The organism is Cellvibrio sp. KY-GH-1 (assembly GCF_008806975.1).
Taxonomy (GTDB): Bacteria; Pseudomonadota; Gammaproteobacteria; order Pseudomonadales; family Cellvibrionaceae; genus Cellvibrio.
Genome location: NZ_CP031728.1, coordinates 4,422,118 through 4,444,822, shown reverse-complemented (window position 1 = coordinate 4,444,822; position 22,705 = coordinate 4,422,118). Strand labels below are relative to the sequence as shown.

13 protein-coding genes are annotated in these 22,705 nt (G+C 45.9%); 3 read left to right on the top strand and 10 right to left on the bottom strand.

What is annotated here, in order from left to right; genetic code table 11:
* The first annotated feature begins 115 nt into the window (after positions 1 to 115).
* Genes D0C16_RS18685 through D0C16_RS18675 form a run of 3 tightly spaced genes read left to right on the top strand, consistent with a single transcriptional unit; the run spans position 116 to position 2,238 of the window.
* Positions 116 to 1,312 (top strand): AraC family transcriptional regulator, encoded by a 1,197-nt coding sequence (locus D0C16_RS18685; protein WP_151033760.1) that lies wholly within the window; start codon positions 116 to 118, stop codon positions 1,310 to 1,312.
* A gap of 21 nt (positions 1,313 to 1,333) precedes the next feature.
* Positions 1,334 to 1,774 (top strand): D-aminoacyl-tRNA deacylase, encoded by a 441-nt coding sequence (dtd, locus tag D0C16_RS18680; RefSeq protein WP_151033759.1) that lies wholly within the window; start codon positions 1,334 to 1,336, stop codon positions 1,772 to 1,774.
* 41 nt (positions 1,775 to 1,815) lie between these two features.
* Positions 1,816 to 2,238: a GNAT family N-acetyltransferase gene (locus tag D0C16_RS18675; RefSeq protein ID WP_151033758.1), complete on the top strand. Its 423-nt coding sequence runs from the start codon at positions 1,816 to 1,818 to the stop codon at positions 2,236 to 2,238.
* A 76-nt stretch (positions 2,239 to 2,314) separates the two neighbouring features.
* On the opposite strand, the gene D0C16_RS18670 is transcribed toward D0C16_RS18675, so the two are convergent.
* From D0C16_RS18670 to D0C16_RS18625, 10 genes are all read right to left on the bottom strand, one after another.
* The gene (locus D0C16_RS18670) at positions 2,315 to 4,915 is read right to left on the bottom strand and encodes a hypothetical protein (protein WP_151033757.1); all 2,601 of its coding nucleotides are present in this window, start codon (positions 4,913 to 4,915) and stop codon (positions 2,315 to 2,317) included.
* A gap of 75 nt (positions 4,916 to 4,990) precedes the next feature.
* Positions 4,991 to 8,152, bottom strand: a complete 3,162-nt coding sequence (locus tag D0C16_RS18665) for a TonB-dependent receptor (protein ID WP_151033756.1) — start codon at positions 8,150 to 8,152, stop codon at positions 4,991 to 4,993.
* Positions 8,153 to 8,744: 592 nt separating this feature from the next.
* Positions 8,745 to 9,275: a glutathione peroxidase gene (locus tag D0C16_RS18660; RefSeq protein WP_370458190.1), complete on the bottom strand. Its 531-nt coding sequence runs from the start codon at positions 9,273 to 9,275 to the stop codon at positions 8,745 to 8,747.
* Between the two features lie 295 nt (positions 9,276 to 9,570).
* Positions 9,571 to 11,190, bottom strand: coding sequence for a glycosyl hydrolase family 18 protein (locus tag D0C16_RS18655; RefSeq protein ID WP_191968547.1), 1,620 nt, complete (start codon positions 11,188 to 11,190; stop codon positions 9,571 to 9,573).
* A 611-nt stretch (positions 11,191 to 11,801) separates the two neighbouring features.
* On the bottom strand, positions 11,802 to 13,316 hold the full coding sequence (locus D0C16_RS18650) for a tryptophan halogenase family protein (RefSeq protein ID WP_225318755.1): 1,515 nt from the start codon (positions 13,314 to 13,316) through the stop codon (positions 11,802 to 11,804).
* Between the two features lie 31 nt (positions 13,317 to 13,347).
* Positions 13,348 to 14,364 (bottom strand): cupin-like domain-containing protein, encoded by a 1,017-nt coding sequence (locus tag D0C16_RS18645; RefSeq protein WP_151033754.1) that lies wholly within the window; start codon positions 14,362 to 14,364, stop codon positions 13,348 to 13,350.
* Between the two features lie 53 nt (positions 14,365 to 14,417).
* A complete protein-coding gene (locus tag D0C16_RS18640) occupies positions 14,418 to 15,926 on the bottom strand; it encodes a tryptophan halogenase family protein (protein WP_151033753.1) in 1,509 nt (502 codons plus the stop codon).
* A gap of 159 nt (positions 15,927 to 16,085) precedes the next feature.
* Positions 16,086 to 19,373, bottom strand: a complete 3,288-nt coding sequence (locus D0C16_RS18635; protein WP_191968546.1) for a TonB-dependent receptor — start codon at positions 19,371 to 19,373, stop codon at positions 16,086 to 16,088.
* 162 nt (positions 19,374 to 19,535) lie between these two features.
* Entirely contained in the window at positions 19,536 to 20,072 is a 537-nt protein-coding gene (locus tag D0C16_RS18630) for an AraC family transcriptional regulator (RefSeq protein WP_151033752.1), read from the bottom strand.
* Between the two features lie 172 nt (positions 20,073 to 20,244).
* Entirely contained in the window at positions 20,245 to 22,701 is a 2,457-nt protein-coding gene (locus tag D0C16_RS18625) for a family 20 glycosylhydrolase (RefSeq protein WP_151033751.1), read from the bottom strand.
* Positions 22,702 to 22,705: the final 4 nt, after the last annotated feature.

Genomic DNA, 22,705 nt, shown 5'->3' with positions numbered 1-22,705 from the left:
ACTCCCTTTTATCCGGGCCAGTGAATCCGAAAGTGATGCACCATAACAACAATAGCAACGCATCTGGCTGAATTAGAACTCTAATAATGTTGTACAGCCCTAGAGGAGCGATCCCATGTATGAGGTCATTTTTAATACTCACGATGTAGTGCTGTTAATGACAGCCTATCAGTGTATTTTATTTGCGCTCCTACTTCTGACTATCAAACGCGAACACTATAGTCGCAATGTGTTTCTCGCATTTTTCCTATTACAGCAGGCAGCCATTCCGCTCGACATCCTGATCAGTTTTGGCGCGGAGTTTCGTCATATTGCCATTGATTGGTCTCCCAATTTATTTTACGTATTCGGTTTTGGCTATTGGTTGGAAGGACCGCTATTGCTGTGGTACACACGCTCGCTGATTTATAAAGAGTATCGTTTGAAATTAACCGATCTCATGTATTTGCTGCCGTTTATCCTCTATGTCGGTTATCAACTGTTGTTTTATTACAGTCTCGATGTAAGCGATAAAAAAACAATCCAGGAACAATATGATCTCGCACTCGCGCCTGAGGTAATGAATTACGTCACTCTGTTCCGCGAGGCTTTTCGCGTGGCGCTGGGAGTTATCTGCCTGATTGAAATTAAACGGTATACCCAACATATTCGCACCAATTTTTCTGACATCGACAAAATCGATTTAACCTGGCTGCGGATTCTGGTGATCGGTTTTCTGGTAATTCGTTTCTGGGCAGTATTGGTGGCGGCCATGATTATCCTGTCCATCAGCTTTGGTATCACGACTGATTTTGAAACCATGGGCCTACTGGGCAACTACACCACCTTCCTACTGGTTAGCGTGCTGATATTTTTTGGCCTGGGCCATTCCAGCGTGTTCGAAGGCTTGGAGCAAAAACCCGCCAGCGAGCCGGAGCCAGTAAAAGATGAGCAAGAACCGGAGCTGCAAAAAGATAAAATCAAACCGGAAATGATCGAGCAAATCCGCAAATATATGGAGAAGGAAAAGCCCTACCTGACACCGGCGTTGACCCTGGAGAAACTGGCCGGGCAACTCAAAATGCAACCGCGTTTGCTATCCAATATTATCAACCGCCATTTCGATTGTAATTTCTTTGAGTTTATTAATTCCTATCGCGTGGAAGAAGCCAAACGGATGCTGGCCGACAGTGCCCATGCCGACAAAACCATGCTCGATATAATGCTGGATGTAGGCTTTAACAGCAAAGCGACCTTTAATACGCTGTTCAAGAAAAAAGCCGGCATGACACCGAGCGAATACCGCAAAACGGTTCAACCCGTGGCTTCATAGCCCCATTAAACAGGATTCCGAATGCTCGGCCTTATTCAACGCGTTAAACATGCATCAGTCACTGTCGATAATAAAATTGTCGGAGAAATTCAGCAGGGCATACTGCTCTTGCTTGGTATTCAAAAAGCCGATACTGAAGAAACCGTGAATAAATTAATTGATAAATTACTCAGCTATCGTATTTTTTCCGATGCGGACAACAAGATGAATTGCAATGTGCAACAAATCGATGGTGGAGTTTTGGTGGTTTCACAATTCACCCTGGCCGCCGACACAAAAAAAGGCACACGCCCCAGCTTCTCCTCCGCTGCACCACCTGCGCAAGCGCAAGCACTCTACGATTATTTTGTGACGCAATTACGCACCAAACATAACAAGGTCGCTACGGGAATCTTCGCTGCCGACATGCAGGTCAGCTTGCTCAATGACGGGCCAGTTACCTTTATGTTGGAGATGGAATAGTTGTTAGTGACCGAGTGTTGATAGTTAAAGGAATTACGGATATGTACATCGAGTTTGCTACCACACCCAATGAGGTTAATGCCTGCTATCCAATCATAGCTCAGCTGCGCCCACACCTTGACCGGGAGCAATTTCTCGCATTGGTTGCACGCATGCAAACCAATCACGGATATCAGTTAGTTTATCTGCGCGATAAGGATGCCATTAAAGCCGTTGCCGGTATTCGCACTGCAGAATGGTTATACGCGGGAAAATATTTGGAAATTGATGACCTGATTACCAATGCGGACGATCGCTCACAGGGTTACGGCGGCAAATTATTTGATTGGATCTGCAATTACGCGCGCGAATTAAAGTGCGATCAAGTGCGTTTGGTATCCGGTGTACAACGCGAAGCCGCGCACCGGTTTTACCTTGCAAAAGGGATGAAGTTTGAAGCCAAGTATTTTTCGTTGAATATTTAAAACGACCTAAAAATACTGTTCACCCCCTTCATTTAGTTTAAAAAAACGGCTCCACTTAGGAGCCGTTTTTTATCTATTAAGGCTTAACAAAGCTAGCCGGCAAACTTGTCATTTTTATTCCAAACTCCCCATTCGCAATTTCTTCTCCTCTTGGCGTTAGGGTCACAGCACTTTCCGATGTCGACATATCGTAACCGCCATCACCAATCCAGCTATTGGCAATCCAGCCGAACGGTAATGTGCTATTAACCCAAGCTTTGGCATTCGCGCCTGCCAATACACCTTCACTTAATCCGCCACTGGCATAGTCAAATTTAAACACATCGGCTTCAGCTTGGGATTCAAAACCAACAGTAAGGATGGGTTGGGAGTCTTCAACTTCAACGTTGCCGTATATCTCGACATCGTCAACTTTGATAGTGCCATTAACGTTGCCGCCAAACATGATGACAAAATTATTCATAATACCTTTTCTATTAAATCCATCAGGGAAAGAATCTACGGTGTAGGTGAATTCAGTCCAGTCGCCGGGGGTAAATTTATCGATCTTCCATTGCACAGTAAAATCCGGAGACCAGTCGGAATCTTGTATCAATGTTTGGAAGTAAAAATCTGTCCCGGCAAAACTTTCAGGTACAAACACTTTCATTTTGACAGTGACCGGGCCTTCAAAGTTAAGTGATTTGTTGGCGATATCTGCTTTCCCAATAGCGACGTCCGCTGTACCACTAGTATTGGTATTGGTAATTTCCATCACTCCATTAACAATCGCCATATTCGCCATCTTGTCCCAATAAACCGAATAGTTATCGGCGCTTCCATCATTAAAACTGGAGCCTAATTGCAAGGCATTTACAATTTTGGTATTGGTTTTATTCGGATCATTAATTTCAACAAAATCAACCAAAAGCGGTTCAGATTTCGCACCACTAAAACCACCCAATTGAATACCAAATGCTTGCGATGGGCTTACATCACTGAAGTCGACATTAAATTTCACCGTATTCCAGGCACCTGCAGTGAGTCCCGCAAAACTCTGTGCAGGGACATCCCGCCAAAATTCCCACGCGGGACCAAACTGGCCAAATATTTTCATCCAGGCGTTAGTTTCATTTGCATAGGAAGCTGGAACAAATACGCGCAAAACCACTTCCAATTCTGTGCCCAGTGGAATCGAGTACAAACTTGGCGCTTTCCAACCTTGCAGGTCTACGGCGCCGTCACCCCCACCCGTCGGTAGAATTGTTAATTTTCCATCGGCAGCAGCGCTAGTGAATGGTCCCCAATGGGTTTCCCACTCTTCGTTAGTGGTATCAAAATTAGCGATATAAACTGGTGGAATACCAGGGAATACCGTGAGGTTGTCAAAAATTAAATTACCACTGACATCTGCCGGTTTTCCATTGGCGACAATTTCAAAACCAATCTTTTGTACCGCTGTTAAATCAAAACCGTCTTCTACATAAGCGCCAATGCCTTTTAAATAATCCACACTGGTCAATTTAAAGTTCAGTTTATTCCAGGCATCAAAATTCATGCTGCTGGCCTGATTCCATCCGGTATTCGCGTAGCGTCCATTAGCATCTTTTAAATACATGACAATACCTAGCTTACCGTTATCTACGTAAGACTTGGGTACAAATACATCCGTGCGAATACTGGCTCCACGTAGAAATAATGGTTCATCCAGTGTCATTGAATAGGCAGCTTTATCTTCTGCTGATTGCCAGGGAATAGCGAACCCCAAACCACCATCACCATAACCTTTTCGCATGATACCCAAGTGATCCACTTCATTTTGCGCAGCAACAGCAGAGCCGCCAAAACCACTCATCACGATCGGCATATTGGTTTTTGCCAAACTGGTCAGGGCTGTACGAACCTTGTCGTTACTGCTCCAGGTTTCACCAAACCCGTGAACCGATAGCACCAGGTTTCCCTGTGTATCGGCTGCTTTGAGTTCACGCGCACGTCCGGCAGTAAATGAATAATAATCCTGACCGCAACCAGCGGCATCGATAACCAGGGGCACTTTCAAACCCGCTTTACGGAACTCGCGAATTACCAGCTTATGCGCCTCCAGATAATCACCATAACCAACAGTATTTTCTGTGAAAACGCTTTTGGGGCCCCATTGATTAGCCACGTTAATCATAAGATGCGGTTGAAAACGGTCTTGTGCAATAACTTCCAACCATGAACCCAACCACAAATCAGTAACCACTTTATCCAATTCGTCCGCATCATCTTTACAAGTCAGCGAATCATCAACCAGGCTAACCAACGCCACCATATTTTTGCTGACGATATCGACAAGCGCACCTTCCAGCTCTTCTTTACGTGTCGTTTTCTTCACTTGCAGACGCACAACGTTTGAACCAATTTCTGCTACCGGAGTAATATTTTTGATTCGATCCAGAGGTTTATCGCCAAATAAAATATTGGCGCCGCGCAAAAATATTGATTGCCCCGCAACATCCTTCAATAACCAGCCATCTGCCTTAATAAAAGGGGTTGATTCCGATGGACGCGGACGATCAGAACCATCATCAACAACCGGCTCAGGAATTAATGGATCGGTACTGTCTTTTTCATCGCCCGCCAAACCACCGCCACCGCATGCCTGCAACAGCAAGCTACTCATAAAGAGCGCCATGTAACTAAATTTAAATTTCATAATAAAACTCCAAACTGTATTAAAAGGTTGCCGTGTTTAACTGCGCTTTCGATTTATTTTTTGCAGCGGCACTCATTAAAGTTTTACAGTCATACCCAAGGTATAACGACGCTCCTGTACCCACAGCGACTGGAATTGATCCGTCATCTGTGCGTAGCTTCGACGGTTCTGGCCTGTCAGGTTGGCCCCGTTAAAACTGAATTCAAGGTGGTCGTTAACCCAATAGTTAGCGGAAAAGTCCAGATAGCCAGTTGCTTCCAACCAGTTACCCAGATTGAGTTCTGCAGCATTGGTATTCAAACCAACGCGCCCCAAATATTCCTCACTGCGCCAGTTGTACGCCAAGCGCAAGTTCAAGCCATCGCGGTCATACCAAAGGATCAAGTTGGATTGATGTTCTGAATTGGAAGGTAATGGCAATGCATTGCCTTCAATATCAATGTTGTTGGATTTACTACGTGAATAGGTGTAGTTGAACTCCACACCGGTAGAGCTCAGGATTTCACCGGGCAGGAAAGAAAATGGCTGCTTATAACCCATTTCAAATCCGTACAGATCAGAAGCACCCACGTTTCTGGTGGTGTAGATGTTGGCTGTGCGACCGCGATCAATACCATCGCCATCGGTAAATGAACGCATCTCCTGGGTTTGTTCAGTAGAAGTTTCTACTTCAATCAAAAACAAACCTGCTGCAAGCATGGCATTGTCATCAAAATACCACTCAGTAGAAGTGTTATAGACGTTGGCATACCAGGGCTTGATATAAGGATTGCCATCGTCATTACCGCCACCCACACAACTCACTGATTCATTGCGAGTTTGACCGCCGCCAACAGGAATCTGAATGGGATTGCCATTTTCATCCAACTTGTCGCACTGCTGATACCAGAGCACCAAACTCGAGCCCACATTATTCAAATCATTACGTGAAGTGGTTTTTGAGGCACCAACACGAACCACCACATCATCATGTGGGAAGAAGTTCAAGTTGAGTGAGGGCAACACATCATTAAAGGAGTGTTCGATAGTTTCTGTTTCAGCAACAAAAGCAATTTTTTGCCAGTCGTCATAACCGATGGAATTGTATTTATCCAAAACATCGGGTACTACAGCGCGAATAACTGTGCGATCAGTCCGAACAAACTGGGCACCAAAATTTCCTTTAAAAGGAATTCCTGCAATGCCTTCCTCGCTGTTGAAATTGACTTGTGCAAATGCTGTTGTGGTTTCTTCAGTTACATCATAGGTGTAGCCAGGGTCATTGGCTGTTTTAGTGCCCGGGTACAATTTATTAAGGAATGCCAGCGGATTGTCCCACTCGGAAGGATCCAGAGAAGAAACACCATTTTCAAAACCTTTAATGGGACCGAAATCGGTAAATACCGTAGTGTTAGCAGCTGAGAAACCATTATCGACCAAACCGTTTTCCAACAATGCGGTTGGCTCTTCAGCAAATTCAAACTTGCGCCACTCTGGATATTTTTGCCAAATCTGATTGCCCGTTCGCAACTTGTAACGCTTGTCTACCGGAACACGAGGATCATCCCAGTTGGAGTAGCGCGCAGTCGGTGTGACGTAATAAAACTTTGTGTAATCGGCCTGACGTTCACCCCAGCGCAACCCGCCCTCAACTGATTCCCAGAAATTGTCATTGAAAGAATATTTGGCATCGACGCGTGCAACGTTTAACGTTGCATTAGTGTCACTGCCGTCCGCAAAGCCCTGGTATTGCTTCAGCAAATTTGCGTTGGAAAGATCATCGTCAAATGCAAAGGAAGGAATATCGCGCGAGTAATCAACAGTGATGTTATAAATATTGAGCGGATCTTTCCCCGGAGTACCATCTTCATCGACCCACAACCACGCAGGAGTTCCCTGCTGGAAAGTTGCTTTTCGATAATGTTTTTCTGCTTCCGCATAAATGTAACGCACACTTGCATCAAAGTTATCACCATTGGTGTATTTCAATTGCAAGTTGGTGTTAAGTGCGCCAGTACGATTACTTTCGTTGGTAGAACTTGTTTGGAAATCTGCCGCATCAACGCGTGCAACTTTCAATGCATGTAAACTTCTATTTTGCGTCACACCATTTTTATCGACATAGCTAAAATCGACGCTATCGCCAAACTCACTTTCTGGCAGCAATACATTGTACAACTGCTCGTCATAGCCAATGATGGTGTCATTGGTTCCAGGGCGAGGAGCGCGAACGCCATTAACTTCGTAATAATTAGGATTGGTAGATGCATTAAATCCTACACTGACGCCGCGATCATATTGCGCCATGCTGGTATAGAACACATCGCCGCGCAGGGTAAAACCTTCTGCGACATTGGATTCAAACGTAAATGCACCGCCTTCACGTTCGCGATCCATATAATTGCTTTTTGCACTGAAAGATTCCGGGGTTAAATACCAATCACCAACAGTATCGCCGTCACCATCAAAATCCAGCGGGTCGCGCGGAGTTCCACCGCGACGATCAAGGAACGCCAAACGCGCATTTTCCCACATGGAATAATTGGCGTTATAGGTCGTTGAATTAAATCCGGAAAGAGTAAACGCAAACACATCATCAAAATTATTGCCAACGAAAATACTGACATTGTGATCAGGATTGCGCGTACTGGTAGAGCCATCCTTATTAGTTTCTTTATCAGACATATCGCCGATTGAACCTTCAATGCGCGCACGCACCATCCATTCCTTCAACGTCAAAGGGCTCAAGGTTTTTAAATCCACAAGACCAGAAATACCACCAGCCAATAAATTCGCGGATTGAGATTTATACACATCTGCCCCGGAGATCAATCCCGCTGGAACATCCGAATAATTGGCTCCCACTCCGGTAATTGTCCATGGGCTAAGAAATTGTTCGCCGTTTAACGTCGTCAGCACCTGCGGCATACCACGCACGTTCAAACTGGTACCTTCATTGGCCTCACGTGTAATTTGCACACCGGTAACCCGCTGCAGCGAGTCGGTGATGGTGGTGTCTGGCAGTTTGCCGATATCTTCGGCCACGATTGAATCCACTACGGTGGTAGATTCACGTTTGATATCAATCGCTTTAGCCTGGGAGGCGCGTACACCTTTTACCAGTACCTCTTCGATTGCCTCGTCTGTTTCGGGGTTGGTGGTTTGATCTTGGGCATAAGCCTGGACGCCAGCAAGCGCGCAGCCTATGGCCAACACCAACGCCTTTTTGCGGGTAGTGATACCTCTGGTTTTGATCATCTTGAGCTTCCTCGTTTTGTTATCTTTTATAAATTTTTTAGATCAGACCCAGGTGCGGGGTGCAGCAGAAATTGGAGGCAGAGGAATAAAAGGCACTGACGTCATCAGGCGCAGCCAGTGGTATCGCTTTTATTGTTTTAAGCCGCCCAGGCGGGAATGCCCAAGCGTTGTATCTCGTCTCCGGCGCAGCGTCGCAAGTTCGGACCTGTCAAATTAAGTAATATTTATGTAACGGATTACGCGACAAGGATAATGAATCAAAATGTAATCGGTTTCAAGAAAATTTTGTGATTGCCAACATAGATGTGGTTTTTCTAAATCAGGCTTAAAAGTCAGTCTAAATTGCCAAAAAAAGCTATTTTTATGCCAATTTGTACGATTAATGGCGGTTTATCGCTAAAAATAAGAAGGATGTTGTATAAAAACCATTTATGCGCAGATGGGTGACGGGCAAGAGGCAATGCTTATCAGCTGATAAAAACCCCAAAAAAAGATACCGTTTTCATTGGTTTGGGCAATACTGCCGCTGAAACAGGCGAAAAAAAACCGGCCTATAACGCCGGTTGTTTTTCGGATCTTAATGGCAAACGTATTAGAGCTGGGCTTCTATCGCGGCGGCCAACTTGGGCGAATCCGGTTTGGTCATACTGCCGAAATACTCGACCAGCTTGCCATCCTTACCGACCAGATATTTATTGAAGTTCCACTTGGGTTCTTTCGCTTGTTTGGCCAAGGCTTTGAACACCGGGTTGGCTTGCTCACCGGTCACATGGGTTGGTGCCAACATGGTGAAGGTTACGCCGTAATTCAGATAGCAGATCTCCGCTGCCTTTTCCTCGTCATCATCCTCCTGCTTAAAGTCATCGCTGGCAAAACCGACCACCACCAACCCCTTATCCTTGTACTTTTTATGCAGGGCTTCGAGTTCTTTGAATTGGGAGGTAAACCCGCAGTGACTTGCCGTATTAACCACCAACACCGTTTTGTTTTCCATCAACTCGCAAATATTGACCGAATCTTTAGAGTGCAATTTGCGGTATTCCCCTTGCAAGTATTCGGGGCAAGCAAATGCCGATGTGGTCACCATAGTCATCACCAAGCCTAATAAGCGGTTCAGTTTCACAGTCAATTCCTCGATTTAAAAAACGTGCTGTATCAAACGTTAGTTACGCAGTCTACGTCCTTTTAGATGCTCGATTAAATCAGCATTCACCGAATTAACGAATAATTACTCAAAAAGTGCATAGATAAACTTAAAAAAATATAGGTACGCGTAAAAAATATAGGTACGCGTATAAAAAACCAGGTGCGAATCAAAAGGATAGGTACGAATAGAAACTATAGGTAGGAATAAAAAAGCGGATCTATAGTAGATCCGCAAGTCGGGGAGGAAAACTGAAGGCTAGCGAGCAGTAAAATTACAATTTAGTGAATCGCAACCAATTGATATTCCAGCCACCCTGCGCGGCAAAAATCCCCACACTATAGGTGCCGGCATTGATAGTGACCGTATGGGAAACAGTGGTCCAATTTTGCCAACCGCCAGTTGCCGGAATAGTGACTTGCCCCAACTGGATAGAACCGGCATTTAAATCCAGCGACAGGCTCGCTCCACTCGGGCTAGCTACACGATATTCCACGCGGTAGGTGCCACTGCTGGGGAAATTAACGTTGGCGTGGGCCATCCAGTCATTCGCATCAATCCAACCTACATTTTGCCCACCGCCAGTATCGGTAGTAGTTTCAAGTTGCACGCCGCTCATAGAGGTGTAGGCTTCAGCTTGAATTAATTTGGTAAATACAGCAGTTGAAGAACTGGAGGAGGAAGTACCACCGCAAGCGCTCGCACTAATGGGCTCCCAGAAATACGTGCTCACCGTAGGAATGTAGCCGGGGTTGTCGTATTCAGCGATGTAATAACCGCCCTGATAACTGACTTTATTGCCCGCATAATATTGTTTGCCGCTTACCCAGGCCGGGCAGCCACTCGCAGTTGATGAGCTGCTGGAGTTGCCTCCGCCTATTTGGCTGTGAATGGCCGCGAGCAAACTATTAGCTCCCGCCACATCTTGCGACAACTCCCAGATCATCACTCCCGCCCCTTCTTGCAACGCGAGTTGGGTTTTACTACGAATAGTGGGAATACCGTTGTACGTAATGTAACTGCAACCGGCGCAGCGTGTACCAATCACATCTGTTTGCGCAGCGCTTGCGCCGAATTGATTGACGATTGAATTGTAATCATAAGCAGCGGCATAACCATTAAATCCATAACCGTAAAATGGCACACCCAAGACCAATTTTTGTTTGGTCAGTCCGCGCGCTTTCCAAATATTAATATCCGATACTGCCATGGAATAAGGTGAATGCTCTGCACCAGCCTGCCCCCAGCCCGGACCAATCGCGTCATAGGACATGATGTTTACAAAATCAAAATATTGCAGTGATGAGGCGGGAACCATACCGCCAACATAAGACGCCGTTGCCGAGGTCAATAATTTTCCTGCTGGCAAGCCATTACGTAGCGCCTGAATAAACGGAGTGTAATTGCCAGCGTTATCAATGTTGGTTAACACCACGCCTTCAATATCCACATCCAACCCATCTAAATTAAATGTGTTAACAAACTGCAATAAATTATTCACCACTGTGGCGCGATTGGCCGGTTGCAATAAGGTTTGCCAATTGCCCGAACACGCCGGCAAAACACCACCAGCAATGGACACCAACACTTTGACGCCGGCCTGATGTGCTTTATTGACGACATAATGCAGATCGTTAGCGCTAGCGCCCTCCATACACACAGGGTTGCCGCCACTTAACACCAGGCCACTGGCATTGGGATTCAGAAACGATAAATTCAAATGGGTCAGTTTGGTTAAATCTGTGCGATCAATAACCGCCGGCATATTTTTGTAGGATGGAATATAGCCAACCACTTTGGTGGTCTGCGCACAGGCGAGCAGCGAACTGGTAATGAATAAGCACGCGGTGCTTGCACGAAATAATTTGCGCGCAATATTTTTGGAAAAAGTCATGATCGTTTGCCTCAAGGTGTTGTTATTTGCCATTGATTACCTCACAACGACGCAAATCCACGCTAACACCCGCCATATCACAAGGCAATTTATTGCTAAAACTCGTACCATTTCTATTATCAGTCCCACAATTAAATCGCCAAGTGGGATTATTGATGTTGATTGATCCGCAAATTTTCACCGAAACAGCAAGGAACATTAGGTTCAAACTTCTATTCCCATTTTAAATAAAGGGAAAAATGGGAAGCCATACGCGAATTAACGCTCACCGGCACTTTTCAACGGGCAAAAAAAAGCCAGAACAAGTTCTGGCAAGTCACGGGAAGACTATAAAATTCATGTTAGTAAATAGCGGCATCGCTAAAGAACAAAATGGCGATAAAGCCTATGAACAACACACCATTAATTGCCAGAAAGTAGCTCTGGATTTTTGTTGTGTTACCCTGCCAAAACAGCATTTCATTCCCCAAGCATCAAATCATATGGTCGAGGTAAAGTATCACTGTGGAAATCACGAGAGCAATAACGTTTTTTGGATACTACAAAAGTCGAACTTGCCAGTTAAAGGTCGAACCATTGCTAAAAATTTCCTTAATTTATCTTTACATACGCTAGCGAATATTCAGTTGCTCGTTGTGTGATTTGAAATTCAGACCACATCGACGAATAAAATCCGCCAACTGCGCCATGTTTTGCGTTGACGCGTATTGATCGTTCATTGAATTCTGGCTCAATGCAGGAAAAACGCCATAGCCCGCCAATAAGCAAGCCCAGGATTTTGGCTGATAACTCCCTGTCAGATTATTCATATACATGTCTTTTGCAAAATCTTTACTGTTCCACCAGAAATGTAAAATTTTACTAAGGCTATCTGAGAGATGCATGTTAGCAGCATTGTTTCGCCAATAATCAGTATCGCGCCGCTGATTCACTTTGTAATGACAAACAATGTAATCTCTAACGCCATCAAACTTTGCATTAATCTCTTTATTAAAAGCATCTGCAAATTCATTGGTAAATTCACCACGCTCATAAAAACTCATAAAGCGCGTAATCGTTTCCAGCGAAAGTGCGAGCGCCGTAGCCTCCAAGGGCTCTATAAAGCCTTGCGATAAACCGACTGCCAGACAATTTTGCTCCCAGTGTTTTTCTACGCGCCCAACTTTCATTTGCAAATGTCTGGCGTCCACATCGCTGTCGAGCAGCCCCAAATGTCGCCGTAATTCTGTCTCGGCCTGATCCGGTGTCAGGTAGTCTGCGCTATAAACATAGCCATTTCCGAACCGGTTGGTTAACGGAATTTTCCATGCCCAACCATTTGATAGTGCGGTTGATTTTGTCTCAGGAGGAATAACAGCAGAAATTTCACTGGGCATCACTACGGCCGCGTTGTTAAACAAATTATCGCTGAAACTTTTGTAACTGGCCTTCAATGCCCCTTGCATTAGTAGGGATTTAAAACCCGAGCAATCGATAAATACATCGGAATCGATAAAACTCCCATCATCCAGACGAAGCGACGCGATCGCGCCATAGGGTCCGAGCACAACCTCAGTTACAGTACCGATAATTCTTTTTACCCCGCGACTCACGCCAGTCTCTGCAAGAAACTGCCCCAACAGAGTTGCATCGAAGTGGTATCCATAGGCGACACCAAATGGAAAAGTTTCATTCGGTATCGGGCCTAAATTTTCTCGGGTGAGATAGGTTTCTAAAAAATAGTGGTCTGGATGTGCGACTGCATCATGCCCCTGCATACGCGCATTGATGCTGCTAAAAAAATGAGGAACGGTGAGCATGTCATCAGTCTGCGCCGGAAAAGGATGAAAATAAGATTCATACCCGGGAATCGCAGACCAGCCTGCAAAAGAAATTCCATTCTTATAGGTCGCATTGCAACGCGGCATCCATTCAGATTCAGCGAGTCCCACCGTATCAAAAAAGAATTTCAAATGCGGTGTTGAACCTTCGCCCACACCAATAATACCAATATCCGCCGATTCCAACAGACTAACTTCAATATCCCGCCAGCGGGAAGCCATTAAATTTGCCGCCATCCAGCCTGCAGTCCCGCCGCCGACAATAAGGATTTTTTTTGGCTTTTGCTGTTCGCTATTCATATTCATTAATTCACTATTGGGCGATTAGACTGCCTGCTTACTTCTTTAATTTTTCAATAAAATAGTCTTTGATAGCACGCACATAGTCCAGCGAGACTTTTCCTAGTAAATGTTGTTGATGCTCGGGAATATAAGCAGCAGGATCAACACCCTGTTTGAATAAGTAGTGATCAAAAAGGCACCGCCAGGCATTGCGCTGTTTTGGTGTTAAATCGCGCATGGCAAGCAGTGCGATATTTAAACTATCAATGGGGCTGGGTGGGATTGCATTTTTCGCAGCGGAGCCATTCCACCAGAAATTCATCAACGCATTTACTTTTTCCAGTGATTCCACATGGTGCCACCAAAGCATGGGAATAAAAATGGCGTCGCCAGGATCGAGTTCTACCGAATAGGCATTGTCCAATGCGATTTGGAACAGTGGATAGCGCTCGAAATCCGGCTCGTTCAAATTGACCATACTGGTGGGCGCGCCGGCAGGCGTAAAATTTAGCGAACCGGGGTATAAATTACCGACTTGATCCGGGGCGAATAGCACAAAGCGCCGACGCCCTGCCACAACACATGCAATATTGTCTGCACCGTCGTAGTGAGCGCTGACAATGCCCTCATTGCCAACCCAAAGGTGGGGCTCTTCATCGGGGAAAAAATCGGACTTATTTTCGGCAATCAATCCCGGCAATATGTCCGCCGGTGAAGAATTTTGAATGGAGATAGCCGGGTAGACGTCCCGATCCATCAACTCCAGTAAACGACCTAAAAATAAATCCACACGCTCTTCCCCGCGCAGATAATTCACATCGGTCATATCATTGTTGTAATAAAAACGTTTGTTAGCCGCCGGAGGTGCAACGAAAATCCTGGCTTTTTTACCGGTGTAAAAGCGCAGCAGGTAAGCTGCAAAATCCTGCGGTGACTTTTTTGCCGCTGCAACGACGGGCCAATACTGGACAAAGTTTCGAATGACGATAGGCTGCTGAGCAGGCGCTATTTCTGCAAAAAATTGCTGCGCGCCAAGTTCGCGGTATTCTGGAATAGGTTTATACGCCGTCATATTGTGTTACTCACCAAAGCAACATCCACAGTTGCATCATTTTATTAGTGGCGCTACTTTTTAGCAGGGCAGTGTTGCTGAATATAGTCATAGTGATTCGGCATTTGCATTACCGTCTGGTAAACATTTTGTGCGGTTTCCTGCAAGGTTCTTGCTAACATCTTGCTATCAAATGCATCCATTAACGGATGGTATTTTTTCGGACGCACACTCATCCCCTCTAAAATCGAACACCAACTGTCGCTGGTAAAAAATTCTCCTGGTAAATGATCTATTTGCCCGCGCTCGCGGAACAAGCGAATTTTTTCCTGCAACGAATCAGGGACAGGCATGCTCTGGCACCAGCGCCAGAAGTCAGTGTCGTCACGCTGGGTTGTGCAGTAATGCAAAATAATAAAATCTCGAATTTCTTGATAGTCGGCATTTATTTTCTGATTAAATGCCTGCTCGGTGTGAGACTCAAAATCCAAATCAGGAAAATATCGGATAAAATGAACTAGTGTTTTATACACCAAATGAATCGCAGTCGACTCCAAGGGTTCCAAAAATCCGGATGCAAGCCCTAGCGCCAAACAGTTATTGTGCCATATTTTTTTTCGGCGCCCGGTCGTAAATGGAATCACGCGCGGGTCGCTGAGCAATTCGCCGTCTACCGCGCCTAACAGGGTATCAATCGCTTTGTCATCAGAACAATATCGACTGGAATACACATAACCATTGCCGGTGCGATGCTGCAACGGAATTTTCCAGGTCCAACCTGCATCACGCGCCTTAGCTTGCGTGAAAGGTGAAGGTTCACCGGTATTGGTCGTTTGTACCGCAATTGCGCGATTGCAAGGTAAATAATCGGTCCAATCCTCGTAACCGACCTTTAACGCCTCTTCAATCAAGATGCCTTTAAAGCCAGTGCAATCAATAAAGAAATCGCTGGTAATTGTATCGCCGCCTGTTAATTCCAGAGCGCTAATAAACTGTCGCTCGTCAACGACAACATTCATGACAGTTGCTTCGATTCTTTCTACACCGCGCGCCAGCGATAAATCACGTAAATAACGCGCCGCTAAAATTGCATCCAGATGCAGGGCATGTGCATAGCTACGCAACACCCAGTTCTGATGTTGCGGCGGACGCAACATAAAACGGCGGTTTTCGGCCATGACTGCGCAGGGTGAGTGATCGACCCAACGGGTGCGATTGCCATCAGCACAGGTTTTTAACCAGGCTTGATAGAACTCAAAACCGTGGATACTTTGACCAACTGTACCAAACGGATGAAAAAATTGTTCGCCGGGTTTTAACCAATCGTCAAAGCGAATTCCCAGCTTGAAGGTTGCCGAGGTTGCTTCCACAAACTCTTTCAGGTTGATTTGACAAACACGCAGAAAATCCATGATTGATGGAACGGTAGATTCACCCACGCCAATAGTGGCGATATCCGGCGATTCAATTACGGTAATGTTTATTCGGCTACCTTGTAACGCCGACGACAATAGACTTGCTGCCATCCAGCCCGCCGTGCCGCCACCAACAATACAGATGGAATTCAGGGTGTTCTTTTGCATAGTCAGTGCCTAATTGGCTGGCTCTTGAATACTACTCTAACGAATGTTTATCTACCGATTTGTGTCAGTATTTATGTAGCATAAAAAAAGCGCGCAGAACAAGGCTGCGCGCTTTTTTATACAGTCTCTAGTTAACTGTTTCTAAATAGAAACGGCTAATTAGAATTTCGCACGAACGCTCAGCGCATAACGACGGTCAGTAGTGAAGTTCAACGCGTCAGTTCTTACCCCCGCCTGGTTCATTTGATACTCGGTTTTGGTCTCTGTGTTCAGCAGGTTGCTGCCTTCGATACCAACTTGCCAATTCTCATTGATGCTGTAATACAAGCTGGAATCCAGCATACCGGCGGCCTTGGCATAAACCGGAGAGAAGTCCTCAGATTCACGCAAGGTCAACAAGTATTCAGAACGCCAGGTATAAGCCAGACGGAACGAAATGTCGTTGTATTCGTACATACCAACCAGGTTCAGGTTCTCGTCAGAGTAACCTTGCAGTGGCAAACCGCTGAATACACGGAAGGTGTTGCGCTCGTCCACCACTGGCTCACCAGCAGAGTTAAAGCGAGTGCTTGGCGGTAACGCACCATTAGGATCTTCCAATCCATTTTGGTCAATATAGGTGAAGTTAAACTGCAAACCTAAACCACTCCAGGCACCTGGCAGCATGTCGTAGAACTGTGAGTAAGAAAATTCTACACCGCGAATGGTGCCCGAACCGGTATTCGCTGGACCATAAGCAGAGAGGGTATGCGCCGCACCACCTTGGGTAATGTCCAAATCAAACTGTTTGTTGCGAATTATGTTATCCAGTTTTTTGTGGAACAGACCAACGCTTACAGAGCCAGCCTTCGCAAAGTACCATTCGGTAGTCAAATCCAGGTTAACCGATTCTTCCGGTTGCAGGTACGGGTTGCTGGCTGATGCATCAAGAGCAACGCTGTCAATGCCAATAACCGGGTTAGTGGTATCGCTTTGTGGTTTGGATTCGTCTTGCAGTTTTGGATCCACAGTCAAACCAACGATCACGCGATTGCGAGTGTCGGTCAAGCTTGGGTAGAACAAACCTTGCGATGCACCAAAGCGCACAATAACATCATCGGTCACACCGAAGGTCACGTTCAAGCTTGGCAACACTGTGTCGTAGTCAGTGCCGTCAACCGTGCTTGGCATGGATTCGCCATTAGCCAACGCATAAATACTTGGGTATTGGGACTGCAGGAATCCAGCGGTTTGCGCGCCGCCACGACTGGTCTCTGGAGGTAGTACCACAAAGCCGGAAGATTCCAGTTGATAGTTCACGTAGCGCAGGCCGAAGTTACCTTTGATAGGAGTCGACAGGTCTGCAAATTCGAAGTCACCGCGCAGATAAGCTTCTGTGCGTTTTTCGTTGGATTCACTTACGTCGTGATCAGCAAAGTGACTTGTGCGACCTTCCATATCTTCGTAAGGAATCGCACAACCACCGCTACCATCTGCGGCGTTACCCGCGCTATCACCCACTGTTGACCAGCCATCGGCACAACCATCACGCAGCGATTGCGGATAATTTTTTACCAACTCAAGTGAGGGGAACATAAAGCTCTGCACGCCGCCACTCAGAACGTCGCCATTGTAGTAATCCGAGAAATCAAGACGGTCATACAAATCCGGGCGATTCGCTGCAGCCGAAGCAACGCGTTGCTCGTTTACCCAGGGAGTAGAAATGGGAGACCAGCCGGCGTATTCGGTATCGCGCACAGTCAGAGTTTTATCGGTGTAATACACACCACCTTTAACCGCTGTAATTACGCCGTCCAACGCATATTCCACATCAACTTTAAAGCTGTCGGAATCGGCATTGTTAAGCTCTTCCTGTTGCATACCTGAACCGATAAATACTTCCGGTTGGAAAGCCGCTTGATCAATCCAGCCAGTAAAATCGGTATCGCTCAGGAATTCGATTGCAGGGCGACTGCCAGTCAAATCCAGATAGTAAGGCAACAATTTACCTACCGCAGCAGAACCGCCACGAGTCTGGCCAGACATGCTGTAGTTATGCACCAGTTTTTCAGATTCTATGTGCTGGAAATCAAGCTCAACTTTCAAACGATCATTGGGAGTCAGCGTTACATTGAAAGAGGTATCTTCAACGGTATTTTCGTTGTAGTTCCAACGGGTGATGTACAACAGCGGCACATCACCGCTAATGCCTACACCAACACCTGAAGTCAGGAAGCCATTTGAATCAAAGGTGCGAGGGTAACCATCAGCAGACTTATCCAGCCAGTCGTGTGAGCTAGCCATAAAGCCTTTAAAACCCTGGGCCGCTTGACCAACACGGTGCTCCTGCCATTCCAAAGACGCTTTGGAATTAATATGCTCCAAGGTCGCAGTCACCGTCTCATCCGCGTTAGCCCATTGCAGCGAGGTAGTAAAACCGGTGCGCTCGCGGTCATTTTCCGCGGTGCTCAGGTGGATCTGTGCCGGAGTGTAGTAAGTCACACCATCAGGCTGACCAGTAATCGCAGTACCTTCATATTTCGGAACGTAAGCTGCAGCATCGTCTGCGGTGAACTTCTTAGCACCATCAGCAAGTTGTGCCGGGGTACAGGCGCGCCAATCGGTTGCCTCTGGCATACAAGGATGCGAATAACTGTCCTTAACAACACCCGGAGCAGGAGTACCCCAGACATCATAAGAGAAGGTATCAACCGGGCCACGGCTGTGGAAGTTACCTACACCCACACCGTCACCACGAGATTTATATTCTGATTGAGAACCTGCCACCAGGAAGCCGAACTTACCAGCACTGGTTTCCCAACTATCCGCAAAAAGTGCAGAGAAAGATGGTGTCACTTCTTCGCGGAAATCGCCGTAGTTGGCTTTAGCGCTGAAAGAAAGTAACTGTTCATCTGAATCAAATGGCTTGCGAGTTACCAGGTTAACAGTACCGGCGATACCACCAGAGATCAGGTCAGCAGTTTGGTTTTTAACAACCTCCACTGCACCCAACAATTCTGCCGGGAAATCTTCGTAGCTCAAGCCACCCCAGGGGTTAGCACTGAACGCATCGCGGCCGTTAATTTCCGAGCGCACGCGGTCAAGGCCGCGCACCAACACGCCAGTACCTTCATCCGCATAGTGCTTGGGGTCATCAGAAGAAGCAAAGCGCTCGATGGTTACACCAGGAACACGTTGTAATGCTTCAGTAACCGATTTATCCGGTAATGCACCTATGTCGGTTGCAGTAATTACATCTTTTACGGTATCCGCATTACGCTTCAATTCTTGTGCAGAATCGATACTGCTTTTCATACCGGTAACAACAACTTCTTCCAGATTTTCATCGGCTTTTTTGCTGTCTTGTGCAAATGCTGGCATGGTGAATGCCATGATCGAAACAGCCAGCAAGGATTTTTTAAATCGCTTACCCGACATGTCTGTCATTTTGTTTTTACTTGTAAACATATCTAACCCCTTGGTTTTTTCTCTCGTATTAAATCTCTGATCACTTATAACAAACCGCGTTATACGTAATTCTGTGGACACTCCATTTACATCATTAACAACTAAAATCGAATTAACCTGCATTTCCATCAAACCGTTAGTCACACGGAGCGTGCAGCGGCTTTAGTGCAAATGCTGTTGGCGATAATGGCTGGGCGTAACACCAACAGATTTTTTAAAGGCCTGATTAAATACCGACTTACTATTAAAGCCGCAGCTTTTCATAATTTCGCTGATAGATTTTTGGCGCAGCTCTTCATCGGCCAACCGCTTTTTGGCTTCCGCCACCCGGTAATTACCTATCAACTCAAAAAAATTCACATGAAGCTGGCTGTTAATAGTGCTGGATAACAATTTGGGCGAAACATTTAATTTGTTAGCCAGACGTTCAACCGTGATATGGGATTCCAGATAAGGCTTGTTCTGCTCCATAAACACCACCAACTTTTCAACCAGTTCCTTTTGCTGCACATCTGAAGGATTAGGCACCTCCTGAATCAAATGTGCTACCGAATTCATTTGGATTGCAGACCTTGTATTCTGCAATGCTCGACTCAAATTGCGATTGCGCACTAACAGAAAAGCAACCGCAATCGCCGCCAAAACGCCGCTGATGATCAGCGCCAAAATGTGTTTGTTAGCCAGTGCTACCTCTGTCATAGCAACCTACCCATTAAGAACAATGTTCTAATTATTTTTCTATCCTGGGAGCAAGTAACAACAACTACTGCTTGATCAATTTCAAGCCTTTGGCAGTTTAACTGTGCGCCACATGGACAACGTTGTCAATAGAATTTACAAAAAACCCGACCAATATTTCCACGGTCAGGTTTTATGTAAACGAATACAGAATTTTTTCCAGCGAACCAATCAGGGCTATTATTATTTCCTGGTCCATTTGTCGCAGCTGGTGCAGCAAATTTTCAATTTTTTCACGCTCATCATCTGGCAACTTGCTGCTGTGCGCACGCTTATCCAGCAGCAAAATAGTCGCCGTAACCAGACGATCTGCATTGTCTGCCAACGAACGCCATTGCGGGTGCTTTACCAGCAAGGATTCCAGCACACGGCGGTTCTCCGCCCAGACCAGTAATTGGGTTTTCAATTCATCGCCTTGTGCATTGGCAGCAGGATTGATTAACCACTGTTCCAACCGCTGATTAAACTGCTGTAGACCTTCATTTTCTACGGGTAAGGCATCAACCAAACGGTTAAGCGGGTCAGCTTTCGAATAACTTTCATAGACTGACTTTTCATGGTGGCGATGATAGTAATGCGCCGGTTCCAACAATTGCATAAAAGTTTCCAAAGCTTGTATTTCAGTTGCACCTGCCTGTTCCCCTAACAAACGCTTCAACGCCATTTGCTGTTGGAGTTTGTGCTGCAACGCGACCGACTTCTCTGCCCATTGCGCTACAAAATTCAAGCGGTAATACATACGGGATTCATCTTGCAAACTTTGGGCCGACCAGAGCCGTTCACCCACAACAAATGCACGCGGCCACAATCGCAAGTCAATACTGTGTTCGTCGACGATTTCAGCCCAAAGTGCCGCTTCGCCACCCAAGATAAGTTGCTCTTGTTGTGCACTCAAATGAGCCACTTGTTCGCTAATAGGCAACTCTTTTTGTGCAGATTTATTTTTTTCTTTTTGTTTAATTTTTTGTGCATTTTTTCGTTCGCTTTGTAAAGAAACGTTATCTACAATTTGCTCACCACTAATCGCATAAGGCGCATTGCCCACCAGCATGATACCTTGCAGTTTTTGCGCAACAAATTGGACATTGAAAGCTACTGGACCCATCCAGGTATCCAATGAAAAACGAGCAGATTTATTATCGTAACTCTGTAATTTTGCTTCGCGACGTGACTTGCCAGTGAAATCTACCACTACACGGGCAGCATCACCTTTACCGATTACACTAAATATTCCTGTGACCGGCTTCCCCCGTTTGCGCGGCATTTCAAAACGCCAACTTGCTAACGCATCTTGAGGCGCAAGTGCAATCGCTACCGGTTTTGGCGGAATAGGATCATTGCGGTAGTGATAAGACGCATATTGCGGTTGATCCAAATAATAACCGGTCGATAAAATTGCTTGAAAACCGTGGCTCACCGCATCGCTCACACCATCTGGCCCGCGCCAAGAGTGAATAACAATGTCGTTAGGCAAATTTTTATGCTGGATTTCATCCCAACCAATCATTTTGCGCTGGTGCAGTTGCAATATTTTTTGCACCCGCTGATTAAAGTAGGCTTGTAGCGCACGCGCGTCTTTTATGCCTTGCTCCTGCATAAATGACTGGATTTGCATGTTCGCATTCCAATGTTCCGGGTCTACTTCGTCGCCACCAATATGCAAATACTCAAACGGAAATAATTCCGCCACTTCGGCAACCAGAGCATCAACAAACTCATAGACTTTTTCATTGGCTGGATTTAATAACGGCTTAAGCACACCCCAGCGGTATTCCATGGCATAAGGACCCGGCGCCGACATCAGTTCCGGGTAAGCCACTGCAATGGCACTGGCATGACCGGGCACATCAATTTCCGGCAATACCTGGATACCGCGCGCGCGCGCATAGCGAACCACCTCGCGAATTTGCGCGCGAGTATAAAAATCGCCATCCGATGCAAGCTTATGCAACTTGGGATATTTTTTTGATTCAAAGCGCCAGCCCTGATCATCCGTTAAATGCCAATGGAAAATATTGTATTTAGCCGCCGCCATGGCATCGATTTGGCGCTTAATGGTATTGACCGAAAAGAAATGACGCGAAGTATCCAACAACAATCCACGCCATTTAAAACGCGGATGATCTTTTATGCTTACCAGCGGCAATTGAATATTTTGTTGTTGATTGCCGATTAACTGCAACAGGGTTTCCAGACCGCGTAGAATTCCGAGGGAGTGATTTGCCGATAAAGTCACAGCCTGGGCAGAGCTATTTAATTGATAGGACTCATCCCAATCTTTAATGTAATTGGAAATCAGCCCTGAATTTTTGCTGGTGATTATAAAATTGGCTTTTTTTTCCGCCACCAGTTTCAGTGTAATTTTTTGCCCGGTTTGTTGTTGCACGCGCGCAATCACACGCTTTAACGCCGTTTTGATTTCACCCTGTTCAGGAGCGTCAATGGCAACCCGCCATATATTACCCAACATCAATTGCCCTTGTTGTTGCACTACCAATTGCGGCCATGGCATTAATGACAAAGGCTCTGCCTGCGCGTTGGCGCAAACAGAAAAAATCATGCTGATAAGGAGTAACAAATAGCGAATCATTTTT